The sequence below is a fragment of the Azoarcus sp. PA01 genome (genome assembly GCA_001274695.2).
Taxonomy (GTDB): domain Bacteria; phylum Pseudomonadota; class Gammaproteobacteria; order Burkholderiales; family Rhodocyclaceae; genus Aromatoleum.
In genome coordinates, this window is record LARU01000002.1 from 1,097,246 (window position 1) to 1,112,101 (window position 14,856).

Consider the following 14,856-nt stretch of genomic DNA (forward strand, 5'->3'; position numbering starts at 1 on the left):
TGATCGGCACAATGGAGCCAGCGCGTGATCGGCACATTGAGGCCAGGGCGTGATCGGCACATAGGCGCCAGCGCCGGATCGGCGTAATGGAGCCAGCAAAGTTCTGACGGACGTCTCGACCTTGAGCGGTCCATCGCTACCCTGCCGGGTTTTGGTTTGGCAGGAGGGAGCCGGTGGCCCGCAGGAGCATCGAGATGTACGAGTACCGCCAGGCCCTGATGCGCATGCGCCAGGGCGACTCCGAGCGCGAGATTGCGCGCGCGAAGCTGATGGGACGGGCCAAGGCCGCCCGTTTCCGCGAATTGGCCGCAGCCCGCGGCTGGCTCGATCCGGAGCACCCGGTTCCGGAAGATGCCGAGATCGCCGCGGCGATCGGCCGTCCGCGGCTGCCGGTGACGGCGCAATCATCGATCGCCGCGTTCCGGCCGCTGGTCGAGCAGTGGCTCGCACAGGGCGTCTCCGGCGTGGTGATCCACGCCACCCTTAAACGTGAGCACGGCTTCACCGGGCACTATTCCAGCGTGCGCCGGCTTGTCGCCACGATCGAGCGCGAGCGCCCGCCCGAGGCGACGGTGCGGTTGTCGTTCGCGCCGGGCGAGGCAGCCCAGGTCGATTTCGGCGCCGGCCCGCAGCTCGTCGATCCCGCCTCCGGTGAGCTGCGCCGCACATGGGCCTTCGTGATGACGCTGTGTTTCTCGCGGCACCAGTATGTCGAATTCGTGTGGGACCAGAGCGTGCGCACCTGGCTCGGTTGCCACCGACGTGGCTTCGAGTGGTTCGGCGCGGTGCCTGCGCGCCTCATCATCGACAACGCCAAGTGCGCCATCACCAAGGCGTGCGCGCACGACCCCCAAGTGCAACGTGCTTACGCCGAATGCGCCGAAGGCTACGGCTTTCGCATTGACGCCTGTCCGCCCCAGGAGCCGCAGAAGAAGGGCATCGTCGAGGCGGGCGTCAAATACGTCAAAGGCAACTTCCTGCCCACGCGCAGCTTCCGCGATCTGGCCGATCTGAACGCGCAGGCGCGTGACTGGGTGTTGAAGGAAGCCGGGCTGCGCATTCACGGCACGACCCGGATGCAGCCGCTCGCGAGCTTCGCCGTCGAGCGCAGTGTGCTGCGGCCGTTGCCCGCAGTACCGCCGGATCTGGGCACTTGGCATCAGGTGTCGGTGCATCGCGACTGCCACGTCAGCTTCGAGCGCGCGCTGTACTCCGTGCCTTGCGCCTTGGTCGGCAAGAGTTTGTGGTTGCGTGCGACCGACAGCGTGGTCACGGTCTATCAGGACTTCAAACCCGTTGCCACGCATGCCCGCGCTCGTCGTCCCGGCGAGCGGCGCACCGTCACCGATCATCTGCCGCCCTCGGCGCAACGTTTCTTCGCGCACGACCGCAGTTGGTGTCTGCAACAGGCCGCGGAGATCGGAACCGCGTGCGCCCGGCTCATCGGGCGGCTCTTGAGCGACCGCATCAGTGAGCGGCTGCGTGCCGCGCAGGGCGTGCTGCAGTTGAAGGAGCGCTACGGCGCTGCGCGCCTGGAGGCGGCCTGCGAGCGTGCACTCGCCCACGACAGCCCGCATTACCGCACCGTCAAGACCATCCTCGCCGGCGGCCACGACTTGCAGCCGCTCACCCCCGTGAGTACCGAACCCTACGCCGGCCGCGCCCGTTTCGCCCGCGCGACCGCGGCGCTCTTCGCCGACGATCCGACGTCGTTTCACTGACCGGGTGCACCGCGCGCCCCCTTTACCCAAGGAGTCCCACCATGAATCCCGCCACCGAACTGGCACCGCAACTCAAACAACTGCGCCTCTCCGGCATCCTCGATTCGCTCGACGCGCGCAATCGCCAGGCGATCGACGCGAAGCTCGCCTATACGGAATTTCTCGCGCTGCTGATCCAGGACGAGGTCGCGCGGCGCGAGCAGAAGAAGTTCGCCACGCGGCTGCGTCGCGCCGCGTTTCGCGCTACCAAGACGCTCGAAGGCTTCGAGTTCGACCGGCTGCCCTCGACCAACCGCGCGCTGGTGCATGATCTCGCGACCGGGCGCTACATCGACGAGCGCGCCCCGGTGCTCATCGTCGGCCCCTGCGGCACCGGCAAGAGCCATCTCGCGCAGGCGCTCGGGCACTGCGCGGTGCGCCAGGGTCACGACGTCGTCTTCGCGTCCTGCTCGCAGTTGCTCGCGAGCCTCAACGCCGCGCGGGCTACCGGAGCCTATGAACGGAAGCTCCAGCAACTGGCGCGCGTGCCGGTCCTCATCATCGATGACTTCGGGCTGAAACCGCTGCGTTCGCCCGCCGACGAAGACCTGCATGACCTGATCGCCGAACGCTACGAGCAGACCGCCACCGTCGTCACCAGCAACCTCGACTTCACCGAGTGGGACCAGGCCTTCCCGGGTAACCGCCTACTTGCTTCCGCCACCGTCGATCGCCTGCGTCACAACGCCTACTGCCTGACGCTCGACGGAGCCTCTTACCGCACCCCGCGGCAGGGTCCGAACAAGGCCAAAACAGCCCTTGTCGGAACCCCAAAAAACAGCCAATCTTGAACCCCCGCAGACGTTCGTCAGAGCCCCTTCCAGCTGGCTCCTATATGCCGATCATCGGTGGCTCTATTGTGCCGGTCAGTGACAGCTCGATCAACGCCTGCATCGCCGCCCATGACACGACCGCATCCATCTCGGCGAGGAAGCGCTCGCGCTTCGTGGTCTTTTTCTTGGCCGCGTATACAGCAGGGGCGAAGATAACTTGCTTCATAGTCGGGACGAGAGGCTATTGGGACGGTCTTACGACAAAGGGATGTGCCGATCGTTCACGGGCTTTTCAGAGATTCCCTAAGTCCGATTGACGAAATTCATTCATCTCTTTGGCCATAGGAGTGCCAACGTGCATCGAACGAAATCCGGTTTTCCCATCGGCAAGCTCCTGCTCGAAGTGCTGGTCGCATCGGGGCTGTCCCACCGAAAATTCTTCGAGGCGATAGGCTGTAGGGATTGTCAAAGTGCGAGTGATGATTTCAATCGCTGGCTGGGTGTCGGCGAAGGCGATCCCGGTCTGATAGAGAAGGTGCAGGCGAGTCGTTTCGCGGTACCGAAAGAACGACTCGGTACCGTGATGGCAGCGAATGAAGCACTCGTAAGGAGGCGACAGATTCTCGAATCGGGCTCGGCTGACGAGACAGCCCGTGTCTTGTTCGAGCCCGTGGCTCAAGTAATCCCGGAGTGGATGCGGCCTTCGCAGATCACCATCTTCGGCTTGATGGGCGGAAACGCTCGCCACCACATCCAATTGCCTGCTGACATTGCTTCGTGGCCATTGGCCACTCAAATGGCCTACCTGAAGAAGGTGGTTCCCGAGAAGTATGCGAGTGACAAGGGGCGCACTCACTTCATGGGGCGGATCATGGGATATCTTTATCGGCCTTCCTTCGAGGCCGATCCGGTTAGGTTGACCGTTGAGGGTGAGCCAGACCTTTCGATCGATCCGTATGTGATGACCGGTTCCGTAACCATCACCCTCAAGAACGGAAAACAACTCGGCTAGTGTCCTGAGTTAAAAATTTGTTGAACAACTAGCTCATCCGCTGGTCTCTCATGCCGTACGATTGGCGACAGGAGGCAGCGATGGGCAGACCGAAGGTGGAGATCGTGCTGAACGAGAGCGAGCGCGAGCAGCTTGAAGCCTGGACGCGTCGGCGTAAGACCGCGCAGGCGCTCGCATTGCGCTCGCGGATCGTTCTCGAGTGTGCGACGGGTGTCGACAGCAAGGTTGTCGCGCAACGCTTGTCGGTGTCGCAGCAGATGGTATCGAAATGGCGCAACCGCTTTGACGCGAATCGGCTCGATGGCCTGCTCGATGCCCCGCGCTCGGGGGCGCCGCGTACGATCGACGATACCCGTGTCGATGCGGTGATTGCCAAGACGCTCGAAACGGTGCCGAAGAATGCCACCCATTGGAGTACGCGCAGCATGGCGCGCGAGATGGGGATGTCGCAGACGGCGGTCAGCCGCATCTGGCGCGCCTTCGGCCTGCAACCGCACCGGCAGGAAACATTCAAGCTCTCGACCGATCCGCTGTTCGTCGACAAGGTCCGCGACATCGTCGGGTTGTATCTGGATCCCCCGGTCAAGGCGATGGTGTTGTGCGTCGATGAGAAGAGCCAGATCCAGGCGCTCGACCGCACCCAGCCGATCCTGCCGCTGGCGCCGGGACTTCCCGAACGGCGAACGCATGACTATATGCGCCACGGCACAACGACTTTGTTTGCGGCGCTCGATGTCGCCACCGGAGAAGTCATCGGGGAACTGCACCGACGCCACCGCAGCCGCGAGTTTCTGGCCTTTCTGCGCACCATCGAAGCCAACGTCCCAGCCGGTCTGGACATCCATCTGGTGATGGACAACTACGGCACGCACAAGACGCCAAAGGTCAGGAGTTGGTTTGCCCGTCATCCGCGTTTCCACGTCCATTTCACCCCGACCTCGGCCTCCTGGATCAACCAGGTCGAACGCTGGTTTGCCGAGCTCACCGAAAAACAGATTCGTCGCGGCACCCACCGTTCCACCCGCCAACTCGAGCAGGCCATCCGCGACTACCTTGCTCGCTACAACGATGATCCCAAACCCTTCGCATGGACCAAATCAACTGACGACATCCTCGCCAGCCTTGAACGATTTTGTATGCGAATTTCTAACTCAGCACACTAGGGAAGCTGTGATCTATAGGCGGCTCCCTAAGTCATTGATGTGTTATGGGGATAATCGCATTAATCTCAATAACTGACATACGCCTCCAGAAAACCATGAGGCGCATTTCCCGATTCGACGTACGCGGACAGTGCGACGGCGGCCGATACTGGGCTCATGAAGATCCTCATTCTCGGTTCGTCTGCCGGCGGCGGTTTTCCCCAGTGGAACTGCAACTGCCGCAATTGCGACGGCGTGCGCCACGGCACCGTCCGTGCCCGGGCGCGCACCCAGTCTTCGATCGCGGTCAGCGCCAACGGCGACGACTGGGTGCTGTTCAACGCCTCCCCCGACCTGCTCGCGCAGATCCGCGCGAACCCGTGCCTGCAGCCCGCGCGCGCATTGCGTGACAGCGGCATCGCCGGGGTGGTGCTCATCGACGCCCAGGTGGACCACACGACCGGCCTATTCATGCTGCGCGAAGGCAAGCCGCTGCCGGTGTGGTGTACCGCGCAGGTGCACGAGGACCTCACGACCGGCAACCCCGTGTTCAACGTGCTCTCACATTTCTGCACCGTTGCGTGGCACCGGCTGCAGGTCGCGCCGCCGACGCCTTTCACGGTGCCCGGCGTGGCCGGCCTGCGTTTCACGCCGGTGCCGCTCGCGAGCAAGGCGCCGCCGTATTCGCCGCATCGCGACGACCCGCATCCGGGCGACAACATCGGCGTGCTGATCGAAGATGCGGCCAGCGGGCGCAAGGTTTTTTATGCGCCGGGCTTCGGCGCGATGCAAACCCATCTGGAGCGGTACCTTGCCGACGCCGACTGCGTGCTGCTCGACGGCACGTTCTGGAGCGACGACGAGATGATCCGGCTAGGGATCTCGACGCGCACCGCGCGTGAGATCGGCCACCTGCCGCAAGCGGGCGCCGGCGGCATGATCGAGCTGCTGGCCCGCTACCCGCGACCGCGCAAGATCCTGATCCACATCAACAACACCAACCCGATCCTCGACGAGGACTCGCACGAGCGTGCCGAACTGGCGCGGCACGGCATCGAAGTCGCCGCCGACGGCATGCTGCTCGAATTCGGCCCAGCTGGAGACCTGCAATGACAATGGAGCAAACCGAAGCGTGGAGCGCGGAGACGTTCGAAGCCCGGCTGCGCGCGTTCGGCAGCTGCTACCACATCCACCACCCGTTCCACGTGATGATGCACCGCGGCCAGTGCTCGCGCGAACAGATCCGCGCGTGGGTCGCGAACCGCTACTACTACCAGGTCAGCATCCCGATCAAGGACGCCGCGATCCTGTCGAACTGCCCCGACCGCGAGGTGCGCCGTCACTGGGTGCAGCGCATTCTCGACCACGACGGCCACGGCGGCGAGGATGGCGGCATCGAAGCGTGGATCCGGCTCGGCGAAGCGGTCGGCCTCTCGCGCGAAGCGATCGTCTCCGAGCGCCTGGTGCTGCCCGGCGTGCGCTTCGCGGTCGATGCCTACATCAATTTCGCGCGCCGCAGCACGTGGCAGGAAGCGGCGGCTTCGTCGCTGACCGAGCTCTTCGCCCCGACGATCCATCAATCGCGCCTCGAGCACTGGCCGCAGCATTATCCGTGGATCGAAGCCGAAGGCTATGCGTATTTCCGCCGCCGGCTCACCGAAGCGCCGCGCGACGTCGTCAATGGGCTGCGCATCACGCTCGCGCACTTCAACACGCGGGCGCTGCAGGAGCGGGCGCTCGAGATCCTGCGCTTCAAGCTCGACCTGCTGTGGTCGATGCTCGACGCGATGATGCTCGCGCACTGCGACGTGCAGGTCGCCGGCTGGGGGCGATACACGCCGATGGCCGAAGTTTCCACGACATCATGATTTTCATGAGGCGATTGCGGCGAAATGCCGCTGGCTGCGACGGCGCGGCTTGCAAATAATCAACCAGGGCGCGGCATGGTGCCGCACCATCATCGAGGAGACAGACATGACCTGGGAAACGCCCGCCTACTGCGAGATTCGCCTTGGTTTCGAAGTCACGGCTTACGTGTACGTCCGCTGAACCCCGCCCGGGCGGAGCCGGCCTGCCGGGTCCGCCCATTCGCCAAGGACGCCCTGCCGCCATGGAAACCCTCGCCCTTTCCGCCGACACCCGCCCGCGGCTGTCGCCGCATTTCATGTTCCGCTGGGAAGCGAGCCAGGACGCGTACATCCTGCTCTACCCGGAAGGGCTCATCAAACTCAACCCTTCCGCCGGCGAAATCCTCAAACGCTGCGACGGCGAGCGCACGGTCGCCGCGATCGTCACCGAGTTGCAGGCCGCTTTTCCCGATCACGCGGAAGAAATCACCCGCGGCGTGCAGGCTTTCGTCGACTTGGCCTGCGACAAGGGCTGGCTGCGCACCTGATGCCGGGCGGCTGTCCGTCTGGCGGCATGCCCGCCTTGCCGCGCTTGCCCGAGAGCGCGCCGCGCTTTCCCCGATCCTCGCCGCTCTTTCCCGAATCCTCGCCGTTCGCCATGCATCGCCTCGCGGTCGGCCACGGCCACGTGCTGCACGTCGAGGAATGCGGACGTGCCGACGGCCTGCCGGTGGTTTTCCTGCACGGCGGACCCGGTAGCGGCTGCACGCCGGGCCAGCGCCGCCTGTTCGACCCCTGCCGCTTTCGCGCGGTCCTTTTCGACCAGCGCGGCTGCGGGCGCAGTACGCCCGCAGGCAGCCTGCGGGCCAACACCACTGCCGACCTCGTCGCCGATGTCGAACGCATCCGCGACGCGCTGGGCGTCGAGCGCTGGCTGGTGTTCGGCGGCTCGTGGGGCAGCCTGCTCGCGCTCGCGTACGCGCAGGCGCATCCCGACGCAGTGTCGGGCCTCGTGCTGCGCGGCATCTTCCTCGGCTCGGCCGCGGAGCTGCGCGGCTACGCGCAGGGCGCCGCGACGCCCGCGCCGCGCGCGTGGCAGCGCTTCGCCGACGCCATGCCGCACGGCGAACGCGACGATCTTCTCGACGCCTACACGCGCCGCCTGCTGTCGCGCGATACCCCGACGCGCGTCGCGGCCGCGCGGCACTGGCTCGACTACGAACGCGCGCTGATGGGCGAAGCGCCGCTCGTCGCCGATCCCGACGCGCGCCAGCTCGCGAAGACGCGCATCCAGGCCCATTACCTGTCGCAAGGCTGCTTCGGCGACGCGGAGCGCCTGCTCGCCGGCTGCGAACGTCTGCGGCACCTTCCGGGCGCGATCGTGCAGGGCAGCGCCGACCCGGTATGCCCGCCGCAGGCCGCCGAACGGCTGCGTCGGGCCTGGCCGCAAGCCGAGCGCGTCGCGGTCGACGGCGCCGGCCACGGCGCGCTGCAGCCGCGCATTGCCGCCGCGTGCATCGCCGCGCTCGACCGCATTGCGCGTCGCGCCGCCTGAGCGCTGCGCCTCCGCCCGGCAGCACGGGCTACCCGATCTCCAGAAAATCGCGAGCTCCCATTCCAGCCTTTCTCGTATCGACGCGCCCGCCGGGTGCAAATAATGGGGCTATCAAGGCGGCAATCAAATACAGCCGTTCGCCCCGAGCCCGAACGGTATTGGGTTGCCGGGGCTAATAACGATCGAGGAAACAGGAGAACACGATGCCCAAGGAAACCGGCGGTCTCAGTCTGGACGGACAGGGCAAGCCGCTGTGGCTGTCGCTCGAGCTCACTTACCGCTGCCCGCTCAAATGCAGCTGGTGCAACAACCCGCTCGATTTCGAGGACTACGCCGCGAAGGAGCTTAGCACCGAGGAATGGAAGAAAGTGCTGCGCGAATCCCGCGAGCTGGGCGCGCTGCAGCTCGGCTTCACCGGCGGCGAGCCGCTGCAGCGCCCGGACCTCGAGGAGCTCGTCGCCTATGCCGACAGCCTGGGTTTCTACACCAACCTGATCACCTCCGGCATCGGCCTCGGTGAGGCGCGCCTGATCGCGCTGAAGAACGCCGGCCTGAAGCAGATCCAGCTGTCGCTGCAGGCGACGCGCGCCGACGTCACCGACGCGCTCGTCGGCGCGCGGGCCCACGCCCGCAAGCTCGAAGCGGGCCGCCTCATCAAGGCGCACGGCTTTCCGATGGTGCTCAACATGCCGGTTTTCCGCCAGAACATCGGCATGACCGGCGAAATGATCGAATGGGCGGCCGGGCTCGGCATCGAGTACCTGGAATTCGCGAACATCCAGTACTACAACTGGGCGCTGATGAACCGCGACGAGCTGATGCCGACGCTCGAGCAGGTGCGCGAGGCCGAAAAAGTCGTGCAGCAGTGGCGCGAAAAACTCGGCAAGAAGATGACGATCTATTTCGTCATCCCGGACTACTACGAAGGCCGCCCGAAAGCGTGCATGAACGGCTGGGGCGCGATCCACCTGACGATCGCCCCGGACGGCGTCGCGATGCCGTGCCAGGAAGCCCGCGTCATTCCCGGCCTGGAGTTCGAGTCGGTCAGGGACAAGCCGCTGGCGTGGATCTGGCACGAGTCGCCGCTGTTCCGCAAATACCGCGGCCTCGACTGGCTGCCCGAACCCTGTGGCTCGTGCGCGGAAAAGGAGAAGGATTTCGGCGGCTGCCGCTGCCAGGCTTTCCTGCTGACCGGCGACGCCGGCAACACCGACCCGGCGTGCAGCCGCTCGCCGCGGCATCACGTCGTGCAGGAAGCGGTCGACGCCGTCGCCCGGCCGCTGCGGTTTCGCAAACCGCTCGTAAAGCGCGCCGCCGGCGCGATGTCCACCGCGTTCATGGAGAACTGAATGCGCCACCCCTACGACACCGCGACCGGCACGATCGCGCTCGGCATCGCGCTCACCGCAGTCCTCGCCGCGCTCGTGCGCGTTCTCGCAGGCTGAAGCGCACGATGGACGTGACGCTCGACCTCGCGCTGCGCTGGGCGCATTTTCTCGCCGGCATCATCTGGGTCGGCCACAATTACTCCAGCGTCGTGCAGCGCCCGACCTGGCGCCCGCTGACGGCCGCCGACCTCATCGACGACCGCAGTCCGCGCTTTCAGGCGCTGCTCAATCGCGAGCACGGGTTTTTCCGCTGGGCGTCGGTCGTCACATGGTGCGCGGGCGTGCTGATGCTGTGGCAGCACGGCTGGCTCGCCGGCGCCGTCGCGCTGCAGGGCAGTCTCGCGCCGATCGGCGTCGGCATGTACATCGGCACGCTGATGATGCTCAACGTGTGGTTCGTGCTGTGGCCGCACCAGAAGAAAGTGCTCGGCCTGGTGCCGGCCGGCGTCGAGGAGCGGGTGCGCTGCTCGCGCATTACGCACCTGTCGTCGCGCACCAACACGATGCTGTCGATTCCGCTGCTCTTCTTCATGGCGGCGGGGAGCCACGGCGGCTTTCTGCTCGGCTGACGCGATGTCTCGGTCGCCTGCGTTCAACTTCGCGGCCGGCCCCGCCCGCCTGCCCGACGCGGTGCTCGAGCGGGCGCGCGGCGAACTTTTCGCACGCGGGCCGGACGGCGCGTCGGCGCTCGAACGGCCGTTCACCGGCGATGCGTTTCGCGCGACGCTCGCCCACGCCCGCGAACGCCTCGCCGAACTGCTCGCGTTGCCGCCGAACTACCGCATCCTGTTCCTCGCCGGCGGCGCGATGCACCAGTTCTCGCTGCTGCCGATGAACCTGCTCGGCGACGCACGTCACGCGGCCTACGCCGATTCGGGCTACTGGTCGCGGCGCGCGATGGCCGAAGGCGCTCGCCACGCCGACGTCGTGCTCGCGGCGCGCCACGCGGGCGAGGTGCCGCTCGCGGCGCCGGCGCTCGGTCGCTGGGCGCTGCCGGCCGGCTGCGCGTACTGCCACATCACGCCGAACGAGACCGTCGAAGGCATCGCCTACCCCGGCCTGCCCGACACCGGCGACGTGCCGCTGGTCGCCGATTGCACGTCGTGCTTCCTCACGGCTCCGGTCGATGTGTCGAAGTTCGGCGTCCTCTACGCGAGTGCGCAGAAGAACATCGGCCCCGCCGGCCTCACCGTCGTCGTCATTCGCGAAGACCTGCTCGAGCGCCCCGCGCCGCGCGTGCCCGCGCCGCACTGCTACCGGCGCCAGGCCGAGCACGACAGCTGCGTCAATACGCCGCCGACGTGGGCGATCCACGTCGCCGGCCTCGTTTTCGACTGGATCGCCGACGCCGGAGGCCTCGCGGCAATGGCTGCCGCGAACCGGTGCAAAGCGGAAACGCTGTACGCGGCGATCGACGGCAGCGCAGGCTTCTACACGGCGCCGGTCGCGCTCGGCCATCGCTCCGGCGCCAATGTCCGCTTCCATCTCGCTGACGAGCGGCTCACCGACATTTTCGTCGCCGAAGCCGAGGCGCACGGGCTCACCCACCTGTGCGGCCACCGCGAAGTCGGCGGGCTACGCGCGAGCCTCTACAACGCGATGCCTCAAGCCGGCGCCGCAGCGCTCGCGAACTTCATGGCCGGCTTCGCGAGGCGGCACGGATGAGCCGCGTTCGCCTGCGCTGGCACGAGCGGCCGGGCCTGGCCGGCGGCATCGACAAGGACGGCACGCGGGCGGAGGAGCTGCTGAACCTGGGCTTCGGCAGCGTCGAATTCGGCACCGTCGCTGCGCATCCGCAAGCGCCTTTCAGCGTCGCGGCGCTCGCTCGCCGCCTCGCTGCGCTGCCGCGCGGTGCCGGTCGCAGCGCGATCGGCATCGGCATCGGCCTACCGCCCGGCGCGGCGCCGGCAGCACTGCCCGGGCTGTGGCTCGCGGGCTTCCTCGACGCGTCACCGGTCGCGGACTACGTGAGCTTCAATCTCAGCGCGCAAGCCGCCCAGCCGCTGCTCGCGCGCGAGCACCTGCCGCTCTTGGGCGCAGCGATGAAGTCGATCACCGCCGCACGCGACTGCCTGCCGCGCCGTATCGCGCTGGCGCTGAAGTTTCCGCTCGGCATGCACGGCGAGCCGCTGCCGGAGGTCGCCGAAGCGGCGGCGCAAGCGGGCTTCGACGCGCTGACCGTGGTCCTGCCCACTGCGGACGGGCACGTCGCGCGGCTCGCACGCTTCGCCGCACTCACCGATCGCATCGCCGACGGCCCGGCGCTCGTGGCCGTCGGCGGCATCCGCACCGCCGTCGATGTCTCTGCGGCCCGCGCCGCCGGTGCCGCGGGCGTGCAGGTGCATCGCGCGTTTGTCGACGACGGGCCCGATTGCCTGCGGGCGCTCACCGGCGCGAGTGGCGCACGTCCGCGCACGGCTGTCCTGTCGCGATGATCAGCCCGGCCACGCGCGATCGATCAGCGCCGCCGCGGCGGGTGTCGCGAGCAGGCCCGCGACTTGTCCGGTCGGGCGCTTGAAGCGGCTGTCGATGAACGCCGCCGCGAGCTGCGCCGGCGCGTGCCGCAGCAGCAATCCCGCCTGCACGAGCAGGACGAGCTGCATCGCGACGCGGCGCGCGTGCCATTCGGCGTCAGCCGGCGCGCGCAGCGCGTTGCCGAGGTCGCCGAGCGCCTGCACGAGCGCCCCGTCACCGGCGACGCTCTGCGACAGTTCCCGCGTTAGCGCTTCGACTCCGTCCGGCTCGCGCGCGGCAGCGCGCAGCACGTCGAGGCACATGACGTTGCCGGAGCCTTCCCAGATCGAGTTCACGGGCGCCTCGCGATACAGGCGCGCCATCGGGCCGTCCTCGACGTAGCCATTGCCGCCCCACACTTCCATGCATTCGGCGGTGAATGCGATCGCGCGCTTGCAGATCCAGAACTTCGCTGCCGGCGTGACGATGCGCCGCCACGCGCGCTCCTGCGGGTCGTCGCCGGCTTCGACCGCTTTCGCCAGGCGCATCGCGAGCATCGTCGCCGCTTCGCTCTCGAGCGCGAGCTCGGCGAGCACGTTGCGCATCAGCGGCTGCGCGACGAGCACGTCTCCGAACGCCGAGCGGTGGCGGGCGTGATGGATCGCTTCGACGAGCGCGCGGCGCATCAGCGCGGCGCTGCCGAGCACGCAGTCGAGCCGGGTCTGCGCCGCCATCTCCATGATCGTCGCGATGCCGCGCCCCTCGTCGCCGACGAGTGTGCCGAAAGCGTCCTCGAACTCGACTTCGGCCGACGCGTTCGAGCGGTTGCCGAGCTTGTCCTTGAGCCGCCGGATGCGCACCGCGTTGCGGCTGCCGTCGGGCAGCCGGCGCGGCACGAAGAAGCACGACAGGCCGGCGGGGCTGCGCGCGAGCACGAGGTGCGCGTCGCACGTCGGCACCGAGAAAAACCATTTGTGCCCGACCAGCAGGTGGTCGCGGCTGCCGGCGGCGAGCGGGCGCGCTTCGGTCGTGTTCGCGCGCAGGTCCGAGCCGCCCTGCTTCTCGGTCATCCCCATGCCGATCATCGCCGAGCGTTTGTCGGCGAGCGGCACGTCGCGCCCGTCGTAGTCGCACGAGCGGAACTTGTCGCCGAGTGCGCCGAACAGCGCCGGCTCCCGGCGCAGCACCGGAATCGATGCGAAAGTCATCGTCACCGGGCACAGCGAGCCGGCTTCGGCCTGGCCGTGCAGGAAGAACGACGCGGCCCGCGCGACGTGCGCCCCGGGGCGCGGCTCGAACCATGCCGAGCTGTGCACGCCGTCGGCATAGAGCATCGCGAGCAGCCGGGACCACGCCGGGTGGAAATCGACGTCGTCGACGCGCCGGCCGCAGCGGTCGTACGCGACGAGCTCCGGCACGTGACGATCGGCGAGTTCCGCGAGCCGCTGCGTGTCGGCGCGGCCGAGCACTTCGCCCTGCGCGCGCAGCGCCTCGGCGTGCCACGCCGCGCCTTCACGCACGACCGCTTCGCGCAGCGCGAGGTCGGTGTCGAACAGGTTCCAGTCGCTCAGCACCGGCACCTGGTTGAAAACTTCATGAGTTCGCCACATGGGGCCTCCCGCCGCGACGCTTTGACCGTGCTTCAGCCTAGAACGCGGCCGCAGCGCCTGTCCACCTGCGCACGCTCGCCCGTTTCATCGCGGGCGATGCGGCCGAGCACGTGTTCGTGTTTCTCGAGCGAGGTCCTGCCTGCTACGCGGAGAGCTTTTTGCTTCGGCTGCTACCGCGAGGTTCCTGTTGCCCTCTCTCGGGCGGACAGGCCGACGCGAATCGTCAGATACGGGGAGCGAACATGGCGGAGATCTACGATGCGCTGGTGATCGGCGGCGGGCCGGGCGGCCTGACCGGAGCGCTCTACCTGGCGCGCTTTCGCCGCCGCGTCAGGGTTGTCGACGACGGTTGCAGCCGGGCGACACGCATCCCCCGCTCCCACAACATGCCCGGCTACCCGCGCGGCATTGCCGGGAACAAGCTCGTGGCGGCGATCCGCAAACAGGCCGAAGTGTATGGCGCGGAACTTTCCGTCGGGCGGGTCGAGACCCTGGAGCGGGTAGGCCCAGGCTTCGCGGCCGTTCTGGCCGACGGCACGCGCCTGTCGGCCCGTACGGTCCTGCTCGCGACCGGCGTCTCCGACGTCGAACCGGATCTCCCGCACCTGGTCGAAGCGGTGCGTACGGGAGCGCTGCGCTATTGCCCGGTCTGCGACGGCTACGAAATCATCGACAAAGCGGTCGGTGTGCTCGCAGCCAGCGAAGCCGGCATCCGCGAAGCGCTTTATCTGCGCAATTTCACGGCTCGCCTGCACGTCTTCCGGATATCCCAGGACTTTCGCATCGAAGAGCATTCCGACCGCCTGGCCGAAGCCGGCATCGGCTGGGCTCCCGAACCGGTCGACAGCCTGAGGCTGTGGGACGCAGAGGTCCGCATCCGTCACGGCGCGGCCGAAACCTGCTGCGATTCGGTATATAGCGCGTTGGGTACGCGCATCCACACCGAACTTTCGATGGGCGCCGACACCGACGAAGCCGGTTATCTCCTCACCGACCGCCACCAGCAAACCAGCATCGACGGTCTGTATGCCGCCGGCGACGTCGCGCAGGGGCTGAACCAGATCAGCGTCGCCGCCGGCGGCGCCGCGATTGCCGCTGCCGCGATCCACCTCGCGCTGGCTCCGGCCTGGCGCAAGTGAAACTTTTGCATTTCCCGCGCCTTACTTCTGAACGAATTTTCCCGTCGCAGGAGACGGGGAATACGCTCGCTATTAACCCGGCAACCAAATACCGTTCGGGCTGAGCCCTTCGGCCTCGCTCAGGACAGGCCCGTCGAAGCGGTGGCAGCGCCCTTCGACAAGCTCAGGGCGAACGG

At 67.3% G+C, this 14,856-nt stretch carries 15 protein-coding genes and 1 pseudogene; 14 read left to right on the forward strand and 2 right to left on the reverse strand.

Translation table 11 applies throughout. From position 1 onward, the window contains the following. Window positions 1-194 precede the first annotated feature (194 nt). Both istA and istB read left to right on the forward strand, forming a co-directional pair. Window positions 195-1,721, forward strand: a complete 1,527-nt coding sequence (gene istA / locus PA01_06120; GenBank protein ID KON81239.1) for an IS21 family transposase — start codon at window positions 195-197, stop codon at window positions 1,719-1,721. Between the two features lie 41 nt (window positions 1,722-1,762). Further along, window positions 1,763-2,551 carry an IS21-like element helper ATPase IstB gene (istB, locus tag PA01_06125; protein ID KON81240.1) on the forward strand — a complete coding sequence of 263 codons (789 nt, stop codon included), beginning with the start codon at window positions 1,763-1,765 and terminating at the stop codon, window positions 2,549-2,551. A gap of 85 nt (window positions 2,552-2,636) precedes the next feature. Here istB and PA01_18635 read toward each other — a convergent pair. Further along, window positions 2,637-2,759: pseudogene (locus tag PA01_18635) on the reverse strand (IS5/IS1182 family transposase). Between the two features lie 129 nt (window positions 2,760-2,888). Between PA01_18635 and PA01_06130 the strand changes: the two are divergent. The 11 genes from PA01_06130 (at window position 2,889) to PA01_06175 (ending at window position 11,912) form a co-directional block, all read left to right on the forward strand. Further along, window positions 2,889-3,545, forward strand: a complete 657-nt coding sequence (locus tag PA01_06130; protein KON81241.2) for a hypothetical protein — start codon at window positions 2,889-2,891, stop codon at window positions 3,543-3,545. 80 nt (window positions 3,546-3,625) lie between these two features. Beyond that, the gene (locus tag PA01_06135) at window positions 3,626-4,708 is read left to right on the forward strand and encodes an IS630 family transposase (protein KON81242.1); all 1,083 of its coding nucleotides are present in this window, start codon (window positions 3,626-3,628) and stop codon (window positions 4,706-4,708) included. A 156-nt stretch (window positions 4,709-4,864) separates the two neighbouring features. Then, the gene (pqqB, locus tag PA01_06140) at window positions 4,865-5,800 is read left to right on the forward strand and encodes a pyrroloquinoline quinone biosynthesis protein PqqB (GenBank protein KON81243.1); all 936 of its coding nucleotides are present in this window, start codon (window positions 4,865-4,867) and stop codon (window positions 5,798-5,800) included. Continuing rightward, the gene (gene pqqC / locus PA01_06145) at window positions 5,797-6,555 is read left to right on the forward strand and encodes a pyrroloquinoline-quinone synthase PqqC (GenBank protein KON81244.2); all 759 of its coding nucleotides are present in this window, start codon (window positions 5,797-5,799) and stop codon (window positions 6,553-6,555) included. Before pqqB ends, pqqC begins: the two co-directional genes overlap by 4 nt. Window positions 6,556-6,604: 49 nt before the next feature. Beyond that, window positions 6,605-6,736, forward strand: coding sequence for a pyrroloquinoline quinone precursor peptide PqqA (gene pqqA, locus PA01_18640; protein ID KAI5913052.1), 132 nt, complete (start codon window positions 6,605-6,607; stop codon window positions 6,734-6,736). A 61-nt stretch (window positions 6,737-6,797) separates the two neighbouring features. Then, window positions 6,798-7,082, forward strand: a complete 285-nt coding sequence (gene pqqD, locus PA01_06150) for a pyrroloquinoline quinone biosynthesis peptide chaperone PqqD (GenBank protein ID KON81245.1) — start codon at window positions 6,798-6,800, stop codon at window positions 7,080-7,082. Window positions 7,083-7,192: 110 nt separating this feature from the next. Continuing rightward, entirely contained in the window at window positions 7,193-8,089 is an 897-nt protein-coding gene (gene pip, locus PA01_06155; protein KON81246.2) for a prolyl aminopeptidase, read from the forward strand. Window positions 8,090-8,292: 203 nt separating this feature from the next. Further along, a complete protein-coding gene (gene pqqE, locus PA01_06160; protein KON81247.1) occupies window positions 8,293-9,438 on the forward strand; it encodes a pyrroloquinoline quinone biosynthesis protein PqqE in 1,146 nt (381 codons plus the stop codon). A gap of 104 nt (window positions 9,439-9,542) precedes the next feature. Next, on the forward strand, window positions 9,543-10,046 hold the full coding sequence (locus tag PA01_06165) for a urate hydroxylase PuuD (GenBank protein KON81248.1): 504 nt from the start codon (window positions 9,543-9,545) through the stop codon (window positions 10,044-10,046). 4 nt (window positions 10,047-10,050) lie between these two features. Beyond that, window positions 10,051-11,142: a 3-phosphoserine/phosphohydroxythreonine transaminase gene (gene serC, locus PA01_06170; protein ID KON81249.1), complete on the forward strand. Its 1,092-nt coding sequence runs from the start codon at window positions 10,051-10,053 to the stop codon at window positions 11,140-11,142. Next, on the forward strand, window positions 11,139-11,912 hold the full coding sequence (locus tag PA01_06175) for a hypothetical protein (GenBank protein KON81250.1): 774 nt from the start codon (window positions 11,139-11,141) through the stop codon (window positions 11,910-11,912). The genes serC and PA01_06175 overlap by 4 nt, the downstream gene beginning before the upstream one ends. Here PA01_06175 and PA01_06180 read toward each other — a convergent pair whose 3' ends face one another. Continuing rightward, window positions 11,913-13,541 carry an isovaleryl-CoA dehydrogenase gene (locus PA01_06180; GenBank protein KON81251.1) on the reverse strand — a complete coding sequence of 543 codons (1,629 nt, stop codon included), beginning with the start codon at window positions 13,539-13,541 and terminating at the stop codon, window positions 11,913-11,915. Between the two features lie 242 nt (window positions 13,542-13,783). On the opposite strand from PA01_06180, the gene PA01_06185 reads away from it, so the two are divergent. Then, a complete protein-coding gene (locus PA01_06185) occupies window positions 13,784-14,680 on the forward strand; it encodes an NAD(P)/FAD-dependent oxidoreductase (GenBank protein KON81252.1) in 897 nt (298 codons plus the stop codon). Window positions 14,681-14,856 lie beyond the last annotated feature (176 nt).